The sequence below is a fragment of the Marisediminitalea sp. genome (genome assembly GCF_984433645.1).
Window position 1 is genome coordinate 1 of record NZ_CFIDRX010000057.1, and the last position, 23669, is coordinate 23669.

At 47.0% G+C, this 23669-nt stretch carries 20 protein-coding genes; 5 read left to right on the forward strand and 15 right to left on the reverse strand.

The annotated features are described in order from the left end of the window. The coding region (locus AC4MRN_RS09315; protein ID WP_491203113.1) for a serine hydrolase at positions 1 to 1492 on the forward strand (1492 nt) is incomplete at its 5' end. Between the two features lie 86 nt (positions 1493 to 1578). Here the strand turns inward: AC4MRN_RS09315 and AC4MRN_RS09320 are convergent. Together AC4MRN_RS09320 and pnp are read right to left on the reverse strand one after the other, a co-directional pair. Then, complete coding sequence (locus tag AC4MRN_RS09320) at positions 1579 to 1881, reverse strand: DUF1244 domain-containing protein (RefSeq protein ID WP_487965920.1); 303 nt, start codon at positions 1879 to 1881, stop codon at positions 1579 to 1581. A gap of 57 nt (positions 1882 to 1938) precedes the next feature. After that, positions 1939 to 4050: a polyribonucleotide nucleotidyltransferase gene (gene pnp, locus AC4MRN_RS09325; RefSeq protein ID WP_490710581.1), complete on the reverse strand. Its 2112-nt coding sequence runs from the start codon at positions 4048 to 4050 to the stop codon at positions 1939 to 1941. Between the two features lie 311 nt (positions 4051 to 4361). Between pnp and AC4MRN_RS09330 the strand changes: the two genes are divergently transcribed. Further along, on the forward strand, positions 4362 to 4904 hold the full coding sequence (locus tag AC4MRN_RS09330) for an HNH endonuclease (protein ID WP_073322758.1): 543 nt from the start codon (positions 4362 to 4364) through the stop codon (positions 4902 to 4904). Here the strand turns inward: AC4MRN_RS09330 and AC4MRN_RS09335 are convergent. The 6 genes from AC4MRN_RS09335 to AC4MRN_RS09360 all read right to left on the reverse strand — a co-directional run bounded on the left by AC4MRN_RS09335 (position 4901) and on the right by AC4MRN_RS09360 (position 11306). After that, positions 4901 to 5695 (reverse strand): mechanosensitive ion channel family protein, encoded by a 795-nt coding sequence (locus AC4MRN_RS09335; protein WP_084526468.1) that lies wholly within the window; start codon positions 5693 to 5695, stop codon positions 4901 to 4903. The genes AC4MRN_RS09330 and AC4MRN_RS09335 overlap by 4 nt on opposite strands. A 235-nt stretch (positions 5696 to 5930) precedes the next feature. Then, positions 5931 to 7178 (reverse strand): glutamate-5-semialdehyde dehydrogenase, encoded by a 1248-nt coding sequence (locus tag AC4MRN_RS09340; RefSeq protein WP_155014704.1) that lies wholly within the window; start codon positions 7176 to 7178, stop codon positions 5931 to 5933. After that, a complete protein-coding gene (gene proB, locus AC4MRN_RS09345; RefSeq protein ID WP_073321445.1) occupies positions 7175 to 8284 on the reverse strand; it encodes a glutamate 5-kinase in 1110 nt (369 codons plus the stop codon). Before proB ends, AC4MRN_RS09340 begins: the two co-directional genes overlap by 4 nt. 14 nt (positions 8285 to 8298) lie before the next feature. After that, complete coding sequence (gene putP / locus AC4MRN_RS09350; protein WP_491054613.1) at positions 8299 to 9795, reverse strand: sodium/proline symporter PutP; 1497 nt, start codon at positions 9793 to 9795, stop codon at positions 8299 to 8301. Between the two features lie 244 nt (positions 9796 to 10039). Beyond that, positions 10040 to 10588, reverse strand: a complete 549-nt coding sequence (locus AC4MRN_RS09355) for a hypothetical protein (RefSeq protein WP_073321451.1) — start codon at positions 10586 to 10588, stop codon at positions 10040 to 10042. Between the two features lie 181 nt (positions 10589 to 10769). Continuing rightward, the gene (locus AC4MRN_RS09360; protein ID WP_175555788.1) at positions 10770 to 11306 is read right to left on the reverse strand and encodes a DUF2878 domain-containing protein; all 537 of its coding nucleotides are present in this window, start codon (positions 11304 to 11306) and stop codon (positions 10770 to 10772) included. Positions 11307 to 11505: 199 nt separating this feature from the next. Between AC4MRN_RS09360 and AC4MRN_RS09365 the strand changes: the two genes are divergently transcribed. The 3 genes from AC4MRN_RS09365 (at position 11506) to AC4MRN_RS09375 (ending at position 14002) form a co-directional block, all read left to right on the forward strand. Continuing rightward, positions 11506 to 13128, forward strand: coding sequence for a diacylglycerol kinase family protein (locus AC4MRN_RS09365; RefSeq protein WP_491203114.1), 1623 nt, complete (start codon positions 11506 to 11508; stop codon positions 13126 to 13128). Between the two features lie 226 nt (positions 13129 to 13354). Continuing rightward, on the forward strand, positions 13355 to 13789 hold the full coding sequence (locus AC4MRN_RS09370; protein WP_491203115.1) for a hemerythrin domain-containing protein: 435 nt from the start codon (positions 13355 to 13357) through the stop codon (positions 13787 to 13789). A 24-nt stretch (positions 13790 to 13813) separates the two neighbouring features. Beyond that, positions 13814 to 14002 carry a hypothetical protein gene (locus AC4MRN_RS09375; protein WP_155014699.1) on the forward strand — a complete coding sequence of 63 codons (189 nt, stop codon included), beginning with the start codon at positions 13814 to 13816 and terminating at the stop codon, positions 14000 to 14002. Here the strand turns inward: AC4MRN_RS09375 and AC4MRN_RS09380 are convergent, their stop codons facing one another. From AC4MRN_RS09380 to AC4MRN_RS09410, 7 genes are all read right to left on the reverse strand, one after another. After that, positions 14003 to 14131, reverse strand: a complete 129-nt coding sequence (locus tag AC4MRN_RS09380; protein WP_084526371.1) for an entericidin A/B family lipoprotein — start codon at positions 14129 to 14131, stop codon at positions 14003 to 14005. It lies immediately after the preceding gene. Continuing rightward, positions 14124 to 14300 (reverse strand): YqaE/Pmp3 family membrane protein, encoded by a 177-nt coding sequence (locus tag AC4MRN_RS09385; RefSeq protein WP_491203116.1) that lies wholly within the window; start codon positions 14298 to 14300, stop codon positions 14124 to 14126. Before AC4MRN_RS09385 ends, AC4MRN_RS09380 begins: the two co-directional genes overlap by 8 nt. 766 nt (positions 14301 to 15066) lie before the next feature. After that, the gene (locus AC4MRN_RS09390; protein WP_491203117.1) at positions 15067 to 16833 is read right to left on the reverse strand and encodes a hypothetical protein; all 1767 of its coding nucleotides are present in this window, start codon (positions 16831 to 16833) and stop codon (positions 15067 to 15069) included. 178 nt (positions 16834 to 17011) lie between these two features. Next, positions 17012 to 19399, reverse strand: a complete 2388-nt coding sequence (locus tag AC4MRN_RS09395) for a hypothetical protein (protein ID WP_491203118.1) — start codon at positions 19397 to 19399, stop codon at positions 17012 to 17014. Beyond that, positions 19396 to 22689, reverse strand: coding sequence for a phage tail protein (locus tag AC4MRN_RS09400; protein WP_491203119.1), 3294 nt, complete (start codon positions 22687 to 22689; stop codon positions 19396 to 19398). The genes AC4MRN_RS09395 and AC4MRN_RS09400 overlap by 4 nt, the downstream gene beginning before the upstream one ends. Next, positions 22689 to 23297: a hypothetical protein gene (locus AC4MRN_RS09405; protein WP_491203120.1), complete on the reverse strand. Its 609-nt coding sequence runs from the start codon at positions 23295 to 23297 to the stop codon at positions 22689 to 22691. Before AC4MRN_RS09405 ends, AC4MRN_RS09400 begins: the two co-directional genes overlap by 1 nt. Continuing rightward, a partial coding sequence (locus tag AC4MRN_RS09410) for a hypothetical protein (protein ID WP_491203121.1) occupies positions 23294 to 23669 on the reverse strand: 376 nt, incomplete at its 5' end. The genes AC4MRN_RS09405 and AC4MRN_RS09410, both read right to left, overlap by 4 nt.

Consider the following 23669-nt stretch of genomic DNA (forward strand, 5'->3'; position numbering starts at 1 on the left):
GCCTGCCCTGACCATTGCCATAGTGTCGCTACTTGTCACAGGTTGCCAACCCGCTGACGTTAGCCCATCCAGCGAATCAATGACTGCCGAAACAGTGATACCCGCACAGACACAGCTATTGAACGGACTGACACCGCCTGTGCGTATTTTGAATCGACCGGCACAAACACAAAGTCTGGCGCAGCGGCTTGAACATCATCAGGTGCCGGGGGTTTCCATTGCCATCATGCAAAACGGTCGCATCGCCTGGACTTTGGAGCACGGCGTTAAGGATCTAACCACTGGGCAACCTGTCGACAGCGATACGGTTTTTCAGGCTGGAAGCATTTCTAAACCGACTTTTGCCGCAGTGCTAATGAAATACCGTGAAACCCACGGGCTGGATTTAGATACTGACGTAAACGGGCTGCTAACAAGCTGGCAGGTACCGGCACACCCATGGAGCGATCAAGAACCCGTTACGTTGCGTCGCCTATTAAGTCACTCAGCTGGCACAACGGTGCATGGCTTTCCCGGTTATGCCAAAGGTGAAGCTATTCCAACTCTGGAGCAAGTACTGGATGGCGCCTCGCCCGCCAACACAGCAGCGGTAGTGGTAGATATAAAGCCCGGTAGTGCTATGCGTTATTCTGGCGGTGGTACCACCATTGCCCAACTTTTACTGCAGGACGTGTCTTCAGAGCCACTCACTGCGATGGCCGAACAATTGCTGTTTTCACCACTGGGTATGACTCGTTCGGGATTTACACAGCCGATTTCAGCCGAATTGGCTTCCAATATGGCGACACCTTATGATGACGCTGGCAATCCCGTAGAAGGTGGAGCCCATACCTACGCAACACTGGCTGCAGCGGGTATGTGGAGCACGCCTAGTGACTTGTTGCGTTTAGGCGCAGAAATAAGACAAAGCTATCTCACTGATGATAAGGAAAACTGGTTATCACAGGCGAGCGCAACAGACATGTTGACATCCAATTCTCCAACCGGATCACCACCCCATGTGGGTATTGGGTATTTTTTATATAAAGAAGATAACAATCTGATCGGGTTTGCCCATGGTGGTGCCGATGCCGGGTTCATGTCGCAGTTTTATCTGGAAATCGGAACGGGTAACGGCTACGCCATCATGACCAACGGCGATAATGGCAGGCAGTTAATTCGAGAGCTGGAAATCCGCATAAAAGAAGCGTTCGACATTGGTTATGAAGAACCCACCTACAAAACGATACCGGAAACGCCTGCCAAAATAATAGCAGAATACCTTGGAACCTACCGTGTTACTACGCCCGTAGAGGTCGATATAGTATTGAGCCCGGCTCCCGAGGGATTCCGACTAACCGCGCTGCCCTACATCGATAATGAAATGCACTGGCATGAAGGCGATGGGCGCTTTTTTGCTTTGGACGGCAGCACCATTCACTTCGAGCGTAATGAAGATGGACAAATAACGACGCTGGTCATGGACAACCGCATTCGCGGTACCCGGCAATAGCAAAAAGGCTGGAAGCATACCTGCAACCAGCCTTGGTACTTTTCGTTAAACTGATTTCAGTTAATCAATTTGTATGCCTACAGCAATCAAGACTGTTTCTTTGCCTGGCGGGCGTTAAACGCGGCCATTTGCTCGTCGGTAGCCGGTAACTGATGGTGCTCTTTCCATTCACTGTAAGGCATTTTATAAACTATCTCGCGAGCGGCATCATAATCAATCTCAACGCCCTCTTCTGCCGCAGCTTTGCTATACCACTTTGCCAGGCAGTTTCTGCAAAAATCCGCCAAGATCATCAAATCGATATTTTGAACGTCCTTATTGGCGTCCAAATGGTCGATCAGCGTTTGGAATACCTTTGCTTCTATGGCGTTTTGTGTCGCTTTATCCATGATTTTCTCCTACAAAAAAAGGGGCATTAAATGCCCCTTTTATTGGTAATTTACCAATTATTCGTCGTTTGACTCAGGCTTTGCTGGCTTTTCCAACAATTCCTTAATGCTCAGACGTACGCGGTTCTGACGGTCGATTTCCATCACTTTCACGTCAACCATCTGACCTTCAGACAGGTAATCAGTCACCTTGTTCACGCGCTCGTGAGCTATTTGTGAAATGTGAACCAGACCTTCTTTACCTGGTAATACTTCAACAAATGCACCGAAGTCTACGATACGAGTCACTTTACCGTTGTAGGTCTTACCTACTTCGATTTCAGCAGTAACCTGTTCGATTTTCGCAATCGCGATTTCAGCTTTAGCACGCTCAGTTGCGAAGATCTTCACGGTACCATCGTCTTCGATTTCGATGTTAGTGTCAGACTCTTCGGTGATTGAACGAATCATCGCGCCGCCTTTACCGATAACGTCACGGATCTTGTCCTGATCAATCTTCAGCGTGTAAATGCGCGGTGCAAATTCGCTCATTTCTTCGCGGTGGCCGCCCAGAGCAGAGTCCATTACGCCAAGAATGTGTAAACGGGCTTCTTTTGCCTGTTTAAGGGCAATCTGCATGATTTCTTTAGTGATACCTTCAATTTTGATATCCATCTGCAGTGCCGTAATACCTTCGGTAGTACCCGCAACTTTAAAGTCCATGTCGCCTAAGTGATCTTCATCACCCAGGATATCAGAAAGCACCACGAAGTTATCGTCACTCTTAACCAGCCCCATCGCGATACCCGCAACTGACGCTTTGATTGGTACACCCGCATCCATTAATGCCAGAGAGGTACCACACACAGACGCCATTGAAGATGAACCGTTTGATTCAGTGATTTCAGAAACCACACGAACAACATACGGGAATTCTTCTTCAGAAGGCATAACTGCCTGAATACCACGCTTAGCCAAACGACCGTGACCAATTTCACGACGCTTTGGCGAACCGATCATGCCAGTTTCACCCACACAGTATGGAGGGAAGTTGTAGTGCAGCATGAAGCGGCTGTCTTTCTTACCAGACAGTTCGTCAATCATCTGCGCGTCACGCTCAGTACCTAAGGTTGCAACCACCAGCGCCTGCGTTTCACCACGGGTGAATACCGCTGAACCGTGTGTACGTGGTAATACGCCAGTAGACACGTTAAGCGCACGAACCATTGTTGGGTCACGGCCATCAATACGTGGCTCGCCTGCCAGAATGCGTGAACGTACCACGTCACTTTCCAGCTCGTGTAACAGGTCCAGTACTTCTTTTGGATCTTGCTCTTCATCAGCCGCCAGAATTTCAGCCGCTGCTTTTTCAGTTACCGCGGTAACTGCATCTTTACGCTCCAGCTTGTCAGAAATCTGATAAGCCGCAGTCATACCCTCGAGGGCAAGCGCTTTAATTTTGTCTTTCAGGCTGGTGTTTTCTGCAGGTGCTACCCAGTCCCACTTCGGCGTGGCAACTTCAGCGGCAAATTCGTTAACTGCAGCAATAACCGTTTGCAATTGCTCGTGACCAAACATCACGGCGCCCAGCATTACGTCTTCAGACAATACACTGGCTTCTGATTCAACCATCAGTACTGCGCCTTCTGTACCAGCAACAACCAGATCCAGCTGACTGGTTTCCTGTTCACTGTTACGGGTATTAAGGATGTACTCACCGTCAGTATAACCAACACGTGCCGCACCAATTGGGCCGTTAAATGGAATACCAGAGATAGCAAGTGCCGCAGACGTACCGATCATTGAAATAATGTCAGTTGGGATTTCAGGGTTAGAAGATACAACTGTAACAACAACCTGAACTTCGTTTTTAAACCCTTCTGGGAACAGAGGGCGAATTGGGCGGTCGATAAGGCGTGCAGTCAGGGTCTCACCTTCTGAAGGGCGACCTTCACGCTTAAAGAATCCACCAGGGATCTTACCGGCAGCGTAAGTTTTTTCCTGATAGTTAACAGTCAGAGGGAAAAAGTCTTGATCGGCTTTCGCCTCTTTTTTGCCCACTACAGTTACCAGTACTGAAGTATCGTCCATGCTGGCCATTACTGCAGCGGTTGCCTGACGAGCGATTACGCCCGTTTCTAGAGTCACAGTATGTTGACCATACTGGAAAGTTTTTGTAATAGGAGTCACTATTTGTCCTTTAATTCTTTCTTTACAATTTCTTCGCTTTTAAACGCGGCGCTTAGTATAGCGGCGATACTATATCTTTACCAATAACTAATCCGTTCAATTGCAAATTTTTGCCGTTTTACGGGCTTAATTCCTCCCAGTTCAAAATATTGGTTAAATTTTCATCCATCTGTCATACTCATCTGTAATATCTGTAACCAGAAAAAGGAAGGAAAGTCAGCGATTTCAGTCCCCATCGCACGGCGATGTGCATTTTAACGCTAGCGTTCGATGTGGAGATTAAACAGGTATTACACGGAGAATCAGTGGTCATGCTAATTTTGCGTTTAAACAAGGCCGGTGCGCCTCAAGACTGGCTAAATATCTATCAGGCAGCGCGTTATTACGCGCAAGGTAAAGTACTGTTTGAACTTGGAAGTCAGCAATATACGTTATTGGGTGGTCACAATCGCTACGGTGTACAAAGCCGATTGCAACTCAGCTCCATTATCGCCTGTGATGGCAAAGTGGTCACGCATGGCAAAATTGCCCTGACTAACCGATATTTGTTTCGGCGCGATAATCAATTGTGCTTGTACTGTGGAAATCGATTTCGTTCGGGTCAGCTGACTCGCGACCATATTATTCCGCGTTCCCGTGGGGGGAAGAATGAGTGGACGAATGTGGCTACTGCTTGTTCAAGATGCAACCATCAAAAAGGGGCGCGAACGCCCGAAGAAGCCAATATGCCATTGTTAGCTGTCCCCTTCAGGCCAAATTTGTACGAACGCTTTTATTTGATGAACCGGCGCATACTAGCCGATCAAATGGACTTTTTAAGCCATCATTTCAGCGACCAGCGCAATTGGCTTTAGCCTGGCATTATCGGTGCCGCCAAGCCGCCCTCTTTTTGTTGCCGCTTGATTTCTTCAAACCATAAACGAGTCCAGTCAGCCCGGATTTTCTGTTCCAGTTTGAACGCTTCATCAGAGGGGCAAAACAAGCCAATCTTGACGACTATTTTTGCCAGGTGATTGGTTTCAATATCAATTTCCGGGTCAATACTGATAAACCCGGCGTCCAGATTACGTTCAATTAAACTTTTGTACCGCTCAGCCACGTCTCTGAAATGTGCGCAATGCTCAGTAACCAGGGTTTCGAATGGTTCCAGCAATACATAGGGGTCAGCAAACGGCTCATTGGTGATTTCGAAGCTGTGCAGCCGGTATCTTCGCAGGAAATTCAGGTTTTTAACCACCTGATTCATCAGTTGGTTATTGGGCACGTATACGTGTTTACCGGTGTAATTATACGTGTCAGGATCGACTTCCAACAGCGTGGTTTTCGCCCAATCCAGTTCAACCACCTCGCCCACCTGCGTGCCCAGTTGAACCCAGTTCCCGACTCGGAAAGGGCGGGTTGTCATGTAATAGACAAACCCAATGAAGCACTGAATAAGCTCTCGTGTGGCAAAGACGATCGCTACCATAAAAGCAGCAATTGACAGTGCCAGACTCTGCACTTCATTGGCCCACAAGGTAAGCAACAATACCAACAACAATGCATTACCTAATTGGTCAATGGTATTGATTGAATGGCGCTTATCCTCGCCCCGGCGTTTACTCTGACGGCGCAGGACTTTGATAAGCATTTTTTTGACAGCCATGAAAATGACCACCAAAAACAATGATGTCAGGAGCTTATGGGATTGAGTAAATGCCAGGAAGAGCGACCACCCGTACTCAACAGTTTCGTTCACGTTAGTTTGCCTCTATAACGAAAAAAATCACCGTGACTGAGCACGGTGACTTTAAAAATCAAATTGTAACCGACTCACCATCGGTAATCATCTGGTTTATCGACGAAATTCGTTATTACGCAGTCTGCGTCGTTAGTATAGCTTATTCGCGAACCTGACCTGTGCCGGAGACCACATATTTTTCTGTTGTCAGTGACTCCAGTCCCATCGGGCCGTAGGCATGCAACTTGGTGGTTGCAATACCGATTTCAGCACCCAAGCCTAGCTGACTGCCGTCGTTGAAGCGCGAAGACGCGTTTACCATTACCGCAGAAGCATCTACTGCTCGCTGGAACAATCGGGCGGTCTCGGCGTTTTGCGTACAAATCACCTCTGTGTGGTGGCTACCAAACTGATCAATGTGCGCTAAGGCCTGATTAAAATCGTCGACAACGCGAATAGCGATTTCTGGCCCTAAGTACTCTTCGCCGAATGCATCATCTGCAATGACATCAGCCTCGCTAAAATACGCTGCGCCCGCCTGATTGACGTGCACGGTTACGCCTTTTTCCTGACACATGGCGCTAACCTGAGGCAGAAAATCACCGGCTACGGCCTGATGCACGACCAGACCTTCCAATGCATTACACACACCGGTGCGTTGGGTTTTACCATTAACCAGCAAGTCCATGGCCATCGTTAAGTCGGCGTCTTTGTCGACGTACAAATGACACACTCCTTTGAAGTGCTGGATGACCGGCACTTTACTGTTGTCAGTGACATAACGGATTAACCCTTCACCACCGCGTGGAATAATCACGTCGATAGTCTCTGTTTGTTCCATTAACTCCTGCATTAAACCGCGATCAGGATCTGGAATTACGCTGATTAACGCTTCTGGCAACTGGTGCTTACGTAATACTTCCTGTAACAAGCCGGCAATAGCCAGGCTCGTGTTCAACGCCTCTTTACCTCCGCGTAAAATAACCCCGTTTCCAGATTTAAAGCACAATGCACCCGCGTCGGCAGTTACATTCGGACGCGCTTCGTAAATCATACATACCACGCCAAGCGGCACACGCATTTTTTGAATCTTAAGCCCGTTAGGACGGTCAGTGATATGGCGTTCCTTTCCAACCGGGTCGTCCAGAGAAATAATCGTCTCAATACCCTGTGCCATGTCTTCGATACGCGCTGGCGTCAGGGTCAGTCGATCCTGCATAGCCTCATCGAGACCTGCGGCTTTACCCGCTGCCACTTCAGCGGCATTTACTTCAATAATGTGCTCTGCGGCCCCGCGGATAGCGGCAGCCATATCAGCCAGAACATTATTCTTTGTTTGTTCATCAAGCACTGCCAGCACTTTAGCGGCGCGCGCAGTGTCATTTGCAATGTTTGTAATTAAGCTCATTTGTTCTCCAATACTGCTATATGCTGTTCTGAAATAATCGGACCGGTTTTCTCCTCAAATTCAGAGGCAAACTCCTGATTGTCCTGATTGGCAATAAAGTTCAGTAAACAGCTACTGTAATTCGATTTTGCTTTCGCGAGTTTGGTGCCGTCTTCGCGGCGCACAAGGATGGTATCACCTACTGAAAACTCGCCTTTTACATCAATGATTTCTTTGCTCGTCAAAGCATCAACATTGTCGTCAAGAGAATCAGTAAAGTCCTCGTTTATTACCACCTCACCCTGGGCATTCGAGGTATGTGTCATCCAATGTATATTCTCTTTCATTGGTTTTTCATGCGCCTGGAAGTGGGTGCCCGGATTTTTTCCGTCTAACAATAGATTAAACGATAACTCGGTAAAGCCATTAATAATAAATGTATCTATACCATGCGAAACCGCTTTTTCAGCTGCTTCGATTTTGGTTTTCATACCGCCAGTGCCGACGCCATCTTCAGCAGCACCTCCTGCCATAGCATAGATGTCTGCATTGATGTTATCTACCCACGACAGCAGCTTTGCATCGTCGTGCTTGTGCGGATTTTTGTCGTAAAGCCCGTCTACATCAGAGCATATTATCAGTGCATCTGCATCTGCACACGCAGCGACCATAGCTGAGAGGTTATCGTTATCACCGACTTTCAGTTTGTCTGTGGTGACGGTGTCGTTTTCGTTAATGATCGGCAACACACCATGCTCCAGCAGACTAAACGTCGTATCCCGAATGCTGACATAGCGCTCACGATCACGTAAATCAGCGTGGGTTAATAATATTTGCGCCGAGGGAAAATCAAATAACTTATCCCACGTTGCCATCATCTCAGTTTGACCGGCAGCGGCCATGGCTTTTTTAACAGCAATGTCTTTTTTGCTCTGTTCCGGAAAAATATGTGCCCCCGCCGCAACAGATCCAGAGGATACCAACACCACCTGAATACCTTGGGCGCGACAACGCACGATGAACTGAGCAATACTCAATAGATAATGACTGCTACATCCCTGACGGTTAGGCGCAATTAATGCACTGCCTACCTTTACGACAATTCGTTTCCAATTTGAACGACTCATTGTTTTCATAAATCCTATGATAAATCTGCTAATACTTGATTCGTTTCTCTAAACTTTGCCTGAACACGTTCATCAGGCGCCTCGCTGAAAATAGTGACAACTGCAATCGTGACGGCACTAACAATAAAGCCAGGCACGATTTCGTAGATAACTGAACTCAGTGTCTCACCGTTCTCCAGCACCGGGGCATAAATCCAAAACAACACGGTAGCAGCACCACTGACAATCCCGGCCAAGGCGGCGCTATGCGTTAGCTGACGATAGTAAAGACACGCCAATACTAACGGCCCGAATGCTGCACCAAATCCAGCCCATGCATTACTCACCAGCGACAATATAGTGTTTGAGGCATCCCATGCCAGTAACAATGCAACCAATGCAACGCCGGCTACCCCGTAACGGCCGATAGCAACGGTTTTGGCCTCGGTGAGCGTCTTTTTACTCACCACCCGATAAATGTCCTCGGTCAATGAACTCGCTGAAACGAGTAACTGCGAAGAAATCGTACTCATAATCGCAGCCAATATCGCTGCCATTAAGAATCCGCTAATTAACGGGTGAAACAAAATCTCAGAAAATAAAATAAAAATGGTTTCGGGATCATCAACGGCCAAACCAAACTGGTTGGCATAAGCAATGCCGACAAACCCTGTAGCTAATGCACCAATAATCGTGACCAGCATCCACGACATCCCAATGTTTCGTGCTGTGCCTACATCGCTAACCGAACGAATGGCCATAAAGCGCACAATAATATGAGGCTGACCGAAATACCCTAGTCCCCAGGCCAGACTGGAGATCAGACCAACCAGCGTCACACTTTGCCACGACGCCGACAGACTCGGTATGGACTCAAATGCAGATGCCGACATCTGGGCCGCACTTTCAAATTCAGTAAACGCAACTATTGGCACCAGCACCAGCGCGACGAACATGATGCAACCTTGCACAAAATCCGTCATGCTGACCGCCAAAAATCCCCCCAACAGGGTGTACGAGACAACCACTGCCAGTGTAATGATTAGCCCCAACTGATAATTAAGCGAAAACGCACTTTCAAACAGCTTGCCGCCTGCAACCAGTCCGGCTGACGTGTAGAGCGTGAAGAACAGCACTATAATAGCGGCAGACACCATTCGCACACTGGCACTTGCCTGACCAAACCGCTTTGCAAAAAACTCAGGGACGGTCAATGAATCATCTGCAACCTCGGTATAGACCCGGAGTTTGGGGGCCACCAGAAAATAATTTGCCAATGCACCTAATACCAGACCGATTGCAATGTAGAGCGCATCAAAACCGGCCACGAACATAGCGCCGGGCAATCCCATCAACATCCATCCACTCATATCTGACGCGCCGGCTGATAAAGCAGTTACCTGAGGACTGACCTGACGCCCGCCCAGAATGTACCCTGAAATATCACTGGTAGATTGTTTATAAGCAAACAACCCAATGCCTAACATGGCAACGAAATACACTGCCAACGAAATATAACTTTCTAACGCCATGAATGAATAATGCCTCTTTCACGCTTAAGTGCTTTACCAAATAATTAGTGCACGAATTATAATGATTAGAACTCAAATTACAAGAAAATAATGAACTCAACACCTTTACATCGTTGTATAAATGTGATTTCCACCTAATTTCACACAGAATGCAGGCTATAAAAATAAATAGAAGTCAATTTTTATATGCTTTTATTTATACAAAAACATGACAACATAATTACGATTCAAATAATTTTCATGCTTACATTGCAAAATGGTGGTTTTCAGCGTGATATCGACACTGGATACTGACCGCGCGTAACCACGACGATAGTTCGGTTTCACTTTGTTTATCCTGAGGAATCCCAATCCACTGCCACTGTTGGAGACGAGCCAAAAGCTGTGCTTCGACACTGCGCATTGGATTTGCCCGTTGTTGAAGGCTACTGGTATCAATGCAGGAAAGCAGACCGCAATGGGGAAACAGGGTAACTTGCTGATTGGCAATACGCTCTGAAAGTGACCGGATGTAATCGTCAGGCGTGTTGTCGTGGACTGCTATAATAAGACCTGACAGACCGGAAAGGGACTCAGCAGAAGTTAGCAGGTCATCAATACTGATGATTTGTAATTTAATTCCCGCGTTACCTAGCGCTGCACCTAGATTTGCTGCAGCGGCATCGATACCGTCATCCCATCTATCAACAATAAACCCCACAGATACATAGTCAGGTACGAAGGCCCTATGCAACACACGACTGTGTCTGCTATTCGTCTTTGATAACTGTCCCTGCTGTGAAGTCACGTTCATTACACTCCCCTCCATTCGTAAATAACCCTGTACGTAATGAATGGGAATTTGCAAGCACTGAGCCAATAGCTGAAATACTAGGAGAAAAAGCGTAAGCACGCGTGTTACAAAGGGTTGGGCCTTTCACGTCTGGCAAGACGACTGACTCATTGTCGGTAAGGTAACTCCCTGTTACCCAATTTTACGCTTCATTGTGAAAGATTTTCACACTGGAAAAGCGGCCTTCCAGTCGACGAACGAGCACAAATGCCAACGGCAACAAAAGTGCCCAAATGGCAGCTAGCAATGCAACAACAACAGGCAGTGAAAACCCGAAATTGACAGCCCCTAACCGCTCTCCGGCAACATAGCTAAGCGGGCCGCCTATCCCACCAAATATCCCTGCAAGCAGAAGCCGTTCAGAGAGATAGGACATACTGTGCCTCAGCGTTGCGGCGAACCCGAACCACAGCGTGATCAGCCACAATGGTATCGGCACGATGCCGCCTACAGCACTGTTTTGCGTAAACTCAAACACCCCCCCTAAGGTTAACGCACTGTCGACAAGCGTGCCGATAAAGCCCACGGCCAGCAACGTGACAGACTCACAGCGATGCTCCTTTATCAACATCAGGTGGCCAATCAGTAGCAAAAGACCGATAGACACATACTGGTCCTGATACAAGATCATCAACCACCAGATTATTTGAAATCCGACGAGGTTTACTACAACTTTCACGCTTGAAAATCCTTCATTGTTAGCATTATGGCTTTCGCTGATTTTGTTACGGCACGTATTTTGAATTGTCTTATCCATTGACCCTGTGATGGCTTCATTCTCAGGTACGTCATCACATACCTACTTTACGTAAGGTAACCATAGCTGGTTCAACTCGCTGTTGCGAACTGGGTTCAACTGTTAATTGAAGGGTAACTCAATGAAAATGGTTAAATATTATCTGGCATTGGCTGTTGTGCTGTTACTAGCCGCCTATTATATCCCGTACTGGCCTTTTGCCCTGGTGTTATTCTGGAGTGCAGCCGCCTTAGTTGCAGTAAGTGCAGCATACATTTCGGGCTATCCACAAGTGTTCCGCAAACAGGAAGATGGCCGAATCCCGGTTTACGTGCGTTGGTTGTTTATTCCCTTCCTGGTCGGTGTCCAACTCTATAACTTGTATGCACGCAAAACTGATAAAGTACCCAATATTCAACAAATAACCGATCAGCTTTACCTTGGCACTCGCTTGAAGGCAAATGACATTGAAAAACTTAAATCTCAAGGTATCGACTGCATCCTGGATGTAACAGCAGAATTTGACAGTTTGGACTGGACGTCATACCGCTACGATGTAGCCTACCTTAACATTCCGGTACTCGACCATACTTCCCCTACAGAGGCGCAACTTACAACCGCCATTAACTGGCTGGAACAACATCAGTTAGCAGAGCGAAAAATACTGGTGCACTGTGCACTGGGCCGTGGGCGATCAGTCTTTGTCATGGCGGCCTTCCTGCTGGCGAGTAAACAAGCAAACAGCATTGAAGATGCTATGCAACTTATCCAGTCAGTTCGCACAACCGCACGATTAAATAAGCATCAGTTGCGTGCATTGGAGCGCATTCAACGTGGAGGCTTGCTGCAATTAAATAAACGACTTGCACTCATAGCTAACCCCGTGGCCGGAGGCGGTAAATGGGCTACCCACCAACAGACAATTCTGTCCTATCTGAACGCCCATTTTCGAGTACGGGTTTATCAAACCCGGGAGGACTACTCAGCCGCAGACTGTGCTAAACAAGCGGTAGAAGACAACTACAACATTCTGGTTGCCTGTGGCGGTGACGGCACCGTAACGGAAGTCGCGGGTATCGCAGTAGAGCAAAATAAAACACTGGGTATCATACCACTGGGCACGGCGAATGCGCTTAGCCAGGTGGTCTACGGCAAACGCAGCGTACTGAACCCGATTCAAACGGCTTGTGAAATTCTGTGTGAGCAGTATGCAACCCGGGTAGACACCGCAAGCTGTAATAACAAGTTAATGCTGTTGGTGTCTGCCATAGGGTTCGAGTCTAAGATGATTGAGCACGCAGACCGTGAAGAGAAAAACGAAGGCGGACAATTCGCGTATCTGGCCGGTTTGTGGCAAGCCATCAGACAAAACGAACCATTAACCGTTACTGTTGCGTTTGACGATGCTCCCCCGGTCAAATTAAACACCCCTTCTTTGGTTGTTGCCAATGCCGCACCTAAAAGCACAGCGCTAGCCCAGGGTGGCGATGAGCCAGACATGACAGACGGCAAACTGGATGTTACCTGGCTACAGGCAGAGCAGGAAACACCTCTGTTAAGTCTGGCCGAATTAGTATTCAGTAACAAACAGCGCAAAGCGGCATCAGACAATATCTCACACAAAAAAGTCTCAAATATAACCGTGTCCCTCCCCTCCACCCAGCGTTATGTTATTGATGGAGAGGTGTATGAGGATAACCATCTGCATATTCAGACAGCCCCGGGCAGTCTTTCACTACTGGTCGATCAGAGCAAATTTGAATAGCACGTCATTAGCGCCGGTTCAGGTGTGTAGTTTTCGCCTGAACCGGTAAAGATTTTCACAACACGCCTTACCCTCAAACTCACACAAATAAAATTTATAAATATTAAACAACAACTTAATCGCAGGCATAGTGATTGCAACACTGTAAGTGAAGTACGTTACCTGAACAAACTTAATTCAGATTAACTGCAAAATCAGATTATTACATTACGTTAAGGAGTCACCGATGACGATTTTTGAAGCGTTAAGACAAGACCATGAAAAACAGCGTCTGTTACTAAAGATTTTATGTGAAACACACGGTGACACACCTGCTCGCAGAGAATACTTTGATGAATTGAAACAAGCGCTTGAGGAGCATGCAACCGCAGAGGAGCGTCTTTTTTATACGCCATTGCTTCAGCATGATCGCGCCATAGAATTGTCCAGACACGGCATTGCAGAACATCATGAGATAGACGAACTGGTAGAGAAAATTGATAACACCGACTGGAGCTCCCCCGTATGGCTAAGAACGCTTAAGCAGTTACGTGAAAAAGTAGAGCACCATTTAAGTGAAGAAGAGCAGGATTTCTTCCCGGTAGCCGGAAAAATACTAAGTGCTAAGCAGAAGGCGCAATTAGCACGCGAGTATCAAGACGAAATGGCAGACACTGCTTAATGTCTTATTAGGTAGGGAGTCACCATGAAGCAACTACACAAAGCTTTCATCGTTCTTGCGTTTGCACTGCCAATTGCAGTGCAGGCGTTTGAGTGGGTACCTGACACGGCAGTACGCCATTCACTCGGCGTACAAGCCGTTGTTCTTTGTCTGACCGGTGCGGCTCTCTTATTTGTTTTTGGCCTTTTCGTACACCGTGCACTGAAGCGTTGATTATTCGCTGTCTACCGCATCCTGAATAGCTTTGCCGGCCTTTTCAATATCTTTCCCGGCACCTTCCAGCGTGGCACAGCCCACAGACAAACATGCTATACACATAACCATTAAAACACGCTTAAACATCGTTAATACCTTTATTACTGATCAACACAAAAAACGCATGTATGACACCCGGCAAATATCCCAGGATAGTTAACAGAATATTGAGCCAAAAAGTCCCACACACACCAACTTTTAAATAGACACCTAACGGCGGCAGTATTAATGACGCCAACAGCTTTATAATTCCCATCAATCCCTCTGAGTCTGTTTAGCCGCGACGAGGCCGCCCCGGTTCTCTGTATGTCTGTTACCTTGATAAAACTGACACGTTTGTAGTATAGAAACAATTTTAAACGCTGTCGTTGTCCGGGGCATAAAAAAAGCCACCGTAATGGTGGCTTTAAATTTGGTGCGGAAAGCGGGACTTGAACCCGCACGGCCGAAGCCACCACCCCCTCAAGATTACCACCCAAATTTCAAAGACACCTTGCTTTACAAGGCCTGCAGCATAAAACAACTGTATTTTTAAACATTACTTTTCAGGCTATTTTTACACACCTTGCATATATTGCAAATCAATAACTTAGCAATGAGTTTGACCACATGGCTTTTTGGGGCAGGACTTGAACCGGCTGATTAAAAATGCCAGTCGGCGTGAGTCGCTTATTCTCTAAGGTGCAGAGGATAGGTGTTAGACTAAAACCGACTAAAACCGACAAATTATGACCCCATTTTGACCCCAAAACGAGGGCGGGATCCACGCTCCGCCCCCTGACACCCCATGATAAACGAGCGAAAAAGCACATTAATCATAACTATCAATAACCTACACTGTATTTTTAAGTTTTTTAGCGGGTGAAAAGAACGAGAATCAGAGAAACAACAAACACAACGGAATCAGTGATTTAGTAGAATGCCAAAATCGCTGAACCGCTGTATAAGGGTTATGAGTTCTTCGGCTACGACACCCTGGTGTGTTGTAGTTGAATAGGTCATGTTGAATCTCTTTTTTTTGTCTAAACTAAATTACTTTGAGAATCTCGCCACGCACCATTTATATACCAAATAGGCATTACTAGCGTCTCATCCACGTACATCTGATTAGGGGTGGGGTTGGCAGGACGCTCCGCCGTGGAGCCACTGAGCACCGCCTGCGCGGGATACCAGCCGGAGGCCCCGCTGCCGGAAAATTTCATCCACAGTTGATCAGAGTTTTTGTCTGCACTACCTTGCCGATTAAGAAAAATACTACCAACTGGGGCACTAACACTACCCTCTGGAGAGCCAACACCACCAATGAACTCAGGCTGATATTCAGAGCTTGAGCCTAATTTGATACGCTCAAAGCGGGCGGGAATTTGGCTTTCACTGTAGTATGTTGATAGCCACTTCCGCTCCACAACAGGGTCAATGGCCATGTTCCAACCGTCTTTGATGCCCGTAATCGAGATAAAACCATCTACTGCCGCATCGACTTCCAGTTGGTTTTCATTCGTGAACATGCTATCCACTTCAATAACATGGTTACGGCCACCTTCTATTTTAATGCCGCCGCCGTGAGCGTTCGTGGTGCATATTTGCGCCTTCACACCGGTTGGGTAGTTGCCGCTACCGTCACCGCGGATTGCCATACCAAAACCGCCTGACTCAGCGGCGTTTGTCCGAAAACTATTAAATCGAACGTTTGTGATGTTACCGACGATAGCTAATAAATCTTTGCCGGTACCCACGGGGTCTTCTTGGCCATGCAGCATGAATCCATGGAAATAGACTCTTCGCATATCTTTGTTCGTTGCCAGGTTCTCCATTAACAACCCTGTCCCAAATGGCCAAACGACTTTCAATCCATAGAAATCTAGTTGATTGGTTGCATCGCCGGTACCTGCCGAACCGATGTACATTGCGGGGTTTGTTCGGTCTCCACACATTCGGATTTGCAAATCATAGAATTCAGATTCACGAATATAGCCAACTGTCCTGTCTTCTAAAAATCCACATGCAAAGCCACCTAATGAGCAATGTTGAACCCAAAAGCTACTCGTGTGAATGTTATCGTTTCTGTCGAAAAATCTAACACCACCCTGCGCAGAGCCTTGGCTTCTGTCACCGACAATTGAAAAGTCTTTGAACGTAACGCCGCTAACTTCGTCATTGTAAGTTATCGTGTCATCATCGCGCGTCCAATCTGACACAACGAAACCGGTTTCTTTGAAATCGACTGCCCACCCAGTCATCGTTGCTGCCAGCTTGATCACAGATTTTGTTGGCCCGCCACCTTTTACCGTCAGTGCTTTGGTGAACTTACCGATAGGTGCAGTAATGACATATTCTTTTTCTTCGAGATTAATTCCCCGTAAATTGGCTGAGCCCCATGCCCACAACGCCTGCATGGCTTGTGTTGTGGTTTTATCATCTTCATCACCGAATTGAGCCGGTGAGGGTGAATAGATAAAGTTAGTTTCCAGGTACAGACCCGCTGAGCCGACATGCAGAACGCTCCCGCCGTTATCAACAGGCCTAGCCCCTGCACTTCCTGCATCTTTTAGTCGGTAGTTAGCCTGTCGTGTTTCGATATACACCAAGTCTCCGACGTCAACATAGCCGCCAGTAATTTTTGCTTGCGCATCCGCTCTATTGGTTGCAGTAGCCCCAGGCTTAGAGTTTTGCAATTGTCTAGCTTTACTTAAGGCATTGAACATCGTTGCATCAGTAAAACCCTGCATTTTTGCGGCAGGAACATTGCTATCACTGCCGACTGTAATTGTTTGTTGTACTGCCGCCATATTATTTCTCCACTACTAGGATGTTTTCATCATCAGTTATAATTACACGCTCATCATCGGTAATAATTAACGGGAACAATCGAGGCAATCCCGGCTTGATGATGCTTTTCAATGGTGAGCTTATTGGGCTTGAAATGATTTTTTTTACAACCATTAGAGATCCATTTTTATAGTTTGATTAGACGCGCATCCACAGGCCATGCGCCCCCACCGCAAGAGAGTTACCGGAAACGTTTCGCCAGTTGCCTGATTTCGATGGATTGAGATTGGCACCCGACGTGGTGCCGTTATTAGCTATCGATGAAGTACCGTTATTCTGTGCAAATACAAGATTGTCCGAATGATGTAATTGGCTCCATCCATTCGGGGTGTCATTATCAATTGTCTGTACGTGAACCTCATTTACCGGCCCTTGCCTGGCGGCAAAGTGGACTGAATTATTGACTTCACCATTTGCCCCCCAGGTGTGAATGAAATAATCCCCTGTCCCCGGTAGGTTTGTGGACGCATCCACAGCAAATGAATAGCCGATGGAATCTAATGAGTTCACATCAATAGTCAGGTCTGGTAAATCACTCCCGCCCAGGTTAAATGCTGGTCGCCAGTCTGTACCATCCCAATAAATGACATAGCCTAACGTGTGATCTATAAATATCTGGTCGAGTGTTGGCTCTACAGGACGTTCTGCAGTGGTGCCACCTAAGCAAAGTTGAACGGGGAAATAACCAGATTTACCATCACCGGACACCTTCGAGTACATCGAGTCACAGTTTTTATCTGGCGTACCGGTACGGTTTAATACAATGGAGCCTGCGGGCGATGCCAGTTTAGCGTGAGGGTGTCCTCGAAACGCGTGGATTTCAGGCTGTACTGCCGATTCTAAGCCTACGGCGATCACGTCGAATCGAGCCGGTAGACCAGGTTCGCTGAGGTAACTGCTCACCCATTTACCAATCGCAATTTCATCACCAACGATTTCCCAGTCTTCTTTAATTGCGCCCAGCATTTCTATCGGACCATCAACATCAGCGCCGATACTGAGCTCTGAGCCGTCAACGAATAAACCTTTCACGTTGAAACGGTGATTCCGACCACCTAATACCTGGATGCCGCCGCCATAACCAGTTGTAATGTCGATGTCAGCAGTGATAGCGGTAGGATACAGGCCATTATGCCCCTCTAGGCTAATTGAATACGAGTTAATTTCCGTTGCGTTAATACGTAATCCGTAAAACGAAACTAGGTTAACGTCACCTTTGATTGTGATTTGATTTCGGCCTTCAAGAAGACTTCCTTCCTGGCCGTGGACCATGCAACCAAAGAAATAAACACGGCGCAGTGCGATATTGGTATTGTCATTCATGATCACCAGACCTTCACCGTGTGACCAAACCACTTTCAATCCGTAAAAGTTAACCTGATTGGTTGCGTCCCCAGTACCGTCTGACGATAAGATCATTGCTGGGTTGCTTCTATCACCGCACATACGAACCTGCAGATCATAGAATTCGGATTCTCGTATATAGGCTGATGCCCGAATATCTCGAACCCCTATGATTAACCCACCAGCTGAAAAATGATGGATCCAGACCGAATTAAAATTAACGTTGTCATTTCTGTCTAAAAACAGAATCCCACCCTGAGAAGATCCATTACCTCTATTGCCTGACAGCGCGAATTCAGAAAAATTAACCCCACTCACTTCGCCGTTAAAATCATACGTTGTCTGGTCCTTGTTCCACCCAGAAACAACGAAACCGGTTTCTCTAATTCTTATTGTCCACCCAGTAAATGTAGGAAGTGCCTTGAATAAAGACTGTGTTTTACCGGCACCATAAATACTCACGGGCTTATCAATCAAACCCAACTCAGCGTCATACAGGTACTCTCCCTTCGGTACATGCCCTACACCGGTTTTAACGCTGTACGCTAACCAATTTTGCAATGCAACAGTATCTAAGTTGGTACCATCGCCGTATGCGCCAAATTGGTGTGGTGTAGGATCTGTTGGGAACAGCCCCAACAAATAAAACTCGGTACTGCCCACATGGATGATTTCACCACCATCATGAGCGGGCCGTGCACCTGAACTAGTTGATTTTTTAACCTGATAGCTATTCCCACCCTTTGGCGCTTCAGTCTGAGCCGCCCATCCGTCACGGTATGCGGTGGTGGAAAACTCGTCACCATCTGAAAGATCGCCATTGTTAACCATTGAAATGGCTTCAGAGACAGATGCTACTTTCCTGGTGGGCGGGGTAACATTTGTTTGCGCCAATAATAAATCTAGTGTTGTTTTGGCCTTTTCGTACACATCCATTAATGCAATAACATTCGATATCGGCGCGATAGTGCATTCCACATTAACTGCATCGGGATAAGGCCATGGAAATGTAAGCGAAAATTGAGAGTTCTCGATATCCACAGCATCAAGAAACACGGCCTGTTGTGTACCAATTTGGACCAAGGAACCTTTTAGCGCACCTAATACGGACTCAGAATTATTAATCTGAACGACTGTATCGCCATTAAGCACTGTGACATCACTCAATTTATAAGTACTCATGGCGCTACATATCCTGGCGGAACGTAAATATCGTCATAGTCTGGTTCTTCATTCCCCGGCGAATCATGGCTATCTGAGCTGATTGAGCCTGGTGTATTGCTTGAACGGTTTTGATTAAACACCGTAAGTTCACCCAAAACGGAAAGCGGCTTACCTTCACCAGATGCTGAGGTAACCAGAATTCTAATTTGCAATGTATCCCAAGGCTCTGAACGGGTTGTGTATCGATATATCAAGGGCACAGAAGCATAATCGTGCAACGGGTTCACACTGCCATAGAGTACCGAAACCCATTGATTATGCCCTGTTGGGTATGTAGGCCCACTTGGATCGGATGGTTGAAACGTGTATTTGACTTCTATTTCATAGTTGGAAACCGTGCTGGTGCCCGCGCTTTTGGTGTAAAGCACCTTTAGAAACATATCCATGTTGTAATAGGACAACCGGTAGTTGCTGTGAGCCACATTCGGCGTTACTACGTAGCCTGGTCCATACAAAGTTGGCATTACAAGTGTTCGATCAACACGGTCGTTACTTCTGCTACTGGCGAACGTGTATATGATTGGCGGGCCGGTTAACCCCTCGTCATTCAGAATGATTCCGCTTCCCGCCTTTAAAGCACTTGACTCAAGCACACCCTTTGCGGTGAAGTCGCCAGCTGTATATTTTGCGCCGGTATCGTCTCGCCACTCTGTCGCGTTGGCTTTAATTAACTGTGAAAGGTCAGGCTCACCCATATTTAACAGCACTGGCCCTCGCCAATAAGTTAAATTGTCCGGGCCAAATGGCTGGTCGAAATCTTCTACCGACATTTCATTGGTACCGATATGTACGGTTGCGCCGTACCAAATATGCCGCCCCAATGCCGCGCTGTACTGATAACCCACCCGACCATCTTTACTGGCGAAAGTAAGGTTATCCATAAAAAGACGAATTGAGCTAACGTCGCTTGTTCCGCTCTTAATCTCAATTCCAGTGAAGCTGTTATACGTTTCCACACCGAACTGGTATAACCCCTCAAGATCTCCTGTTCTGGTTTCCAACAGATTTACGTAATCATAAACAGAAACAAAGCTTCCGCTGGGTCTTTCTATTCTTATTTCATCAAACGCCCTGGCAAAAGCCGCCCCCTCGTGCCAATCGCCCAATTCATCCTCGTAGCCGAATCCAGCATTTAGGAAATTGGTAAGGGTTATTTCTGCATCAAACGTTGCTTTGGCATTTAACAGAGTCTGCACATCCAGTTTAACTAGACCTACGTCATCATTTAACGAAATAAGAGCTTGCGATAACAAAGTGTAGTCACCGCTCGTCTGGCTGTATTGATCACTAGCCTGTTGTAAGTCGCTCGCGATACCGGAAAACTTGTCCTTTATTGACTCTGTGGACTCAGGTAAAACAACGTTTGCTACTAGATCAGTTAAATCCTCTGGTTTTAATCCTGTTGTTTCTAGCTGGGAGATCCAACCACTGGTTCCCAGCGCATTATGAGAGCGGGCCCAAACTTTATACTGAGTGTTAGGCGCCAAGCCTTGAAAAGTGTATGCCGCGGCCGGCCCCCGAACATCAGTAGGATCCGCTGTCTGGTTTGCCGGTGTTAACGCATATTCAAACTGGGTGGCGCTATCGGCCCCCTGTAAATTAGCAATACATTCGAGCGTGAAGTTGCTGGCATTTACTGTCAATGATGACGGTACACCAGGCACCTGCAAAGTTATGGTGATTTCTGCCCAGCCTGAAGACCGGCTCAGGCCGCCGATGGCCGCAACGCGGAACGTATACGTGCCTAAAGCATAGCCTTTCAGGTCAACATAGTTGAGCGCCGTGCGATCTGCCTCTAATACATTGTCGTTTTCATCGATCACCTGATAGTCGAAACGGGCCGCATCAGACACCCACGACACGCGCACCTGTTTAAAGTTGTCGTAACTATGGGTAATGGTTAAATCGGCGGGTACCGCTGGCGGTGAATCGTCGATACTGGTATCAGGTATTTCAGGCTTATTGCCTTCACCGAAATAATCGTAAATGTATGGCTGATGCTCACGAAGTGTTAACTCCACCTCGTCCATTTTTTCAGTCGTATTGGTAATACGAAACGGCTTTTGCTCCCAGCCCGGATACGAGTGGCTAACATTAACAATGTCGCCTACTTCGAATAGAGTCGCCCAGATACCCTTAATGGTGATTGTGGTGCTCAGCTGCTCACGGGATATTTCCGCCAGAATTTTGGCGAAGGCCAGCGCCTCGTAATAGTTGTTGCAGCCCTTCAGATCAACCGTTCTTTCCAGTCGAACACCGTTATCTGCAGCCAACCAGGCGATATCAGTAGCGCTATCAACTTCAGGGTAAACCGCCTCTTGTGCAGTGCCATCAGCTTCCGCATCGTAATACGTCACTATTACCTGGTTATAGCGGTCCTTTTTGGAGCTGTTGCGGATTGGCCCCAGCTCGTCAATATCTTCTTCAGTGATTTCTAACGAGACCACCGGATCGTCTTTTTCAACAATCGGGGTTAGTTTTCCATCCAGAATTGGCAGCAAGCCGCGGAAGGTTCTCAGAATGTCATTGGTGTTTTGCAGTATTGTCTGGGACGTGTCGAGCGCAATATTACAGGTGAACAGATTTCGATAAACACCGGACCCTGTATAAGTCTCAACCTGTGAATCACAGAACGCCTCAACCGAAGAGAACGCCGGCAGGTTCAGGTATGTATCATCAAGGCCCTTTCCGTTTATAGGGTCTTTCAGATAATCCTTAAGAATGGCAGCCGGGTTGCTTGTAGTGGTACCAACCAAATCAGCCTTCAAGCTGGGCTCAGAGGTAATGGCGTTATCGCCTTTGTGCGCCTCAAGTACAACATAAGTGCAGGCCTTGCCCTCGCACTTATCGGTATTGGTCCAGCCTGCCGCGTTTAACTGGGCACTGGTGTAGCCATCCATTCCATTTGGGAAATTTACAGCATAGACAACACGCTTGTTCTTTTTAGCAAAGAAGATAGCATTGTTCGACGATGCCGGGATGTCATCAATGTAACACTCTGAAACACTGGCGCACTCTTCAGCCCACACAATTACAATGTGAAGCAGGTCGTTTTTGATCTTGTCGTTATCGGCATCGTTAGTGCGTTTAAATATGATGGTGCCAGCCTGTTGGCGAACAGTTCCATACACCTTTTTGATGTAGTCATCCGTGGCAGCCTTGGTTAATTCTGTTCCTCTGTACTCTTGCTCAGGAACATCAATCAGCCAGCCAACCAGGAAGCCAAACGCATCTTTTAAAATACTCATTACTGCTGATACCCAGTTGGTACTTGGATCGTGTTGCCAAAGAATTCAATTTGGCCATCGTCCGGGGCGGCTTTACCCCAATAGATTTTTTTCATAGCTTGAACAGCGTGCTTAAAGGCGGTGTCACCCGGGTACCAACGGTTCTGGCTGGCCGGATTTGTGCGGATGCCGGCTGTTTTCTCGAAGTCGGCCCAGATAGACGAAACAATGATGGATGCGGTTTGTGAGCTCTCAGATAATTCAAAATCACTAAGCAGCCCCTGAAATGCGTTTTTAGTCAGAATCTCGCCCTGGTCATCCCAAATGTACTTGTAAATGGTGAGCGGTTTGTTCATCCAGTCGCCTGAAAGCAAAAGGCCCACAAATGTATTTTCATGGGCCTCTAAATCAATTGGGATATCGTTGGTTTTCGGGTCGCTGGTTACCTCTATTTCTCCAACCTGTTCAGAGTCGAGGTAACCCGGCACGTATGTCGCGCCGCCGTAATCAATGGGCACATCAGCATCAGTTAAGTAATACCAGGTGCTGCCAATCTGAAACTTGATCAAATGATTGATTTTGGGTTTGTCTCTTAAACGAGCTAATTTTGACGCGGTGTGTGGGATCATAACTGTTCGATTAACTCGACATCGTGGACAATGTACTTGCTATTTCTTGATGAAATATCACCTGAATCACGATTTTCCATGGACACTTGAAAAACAACGTTTTCGCCATAGTCGATCAAAGTATTAATTGGGTAGTTCTGAATTAGCGCCTGAGTGAGCTCAACGACTGCTTGACCAGAAGAGTTTGAATCAGCCGGGGCTTTTATACGGTAGCACTTTGGTGATCCGTCCAGCTTTATGAAGTCAACTGATACCGCTTTCGTTAAATTTGTAGGAAAACCACCGATCGTTATAGATGTGTCACCCTTTGTGGCTGCAGAGACAAGATAAAGCCCGTTATGCTGCTTTATTGATGGAATTGGGTTGTTTAGC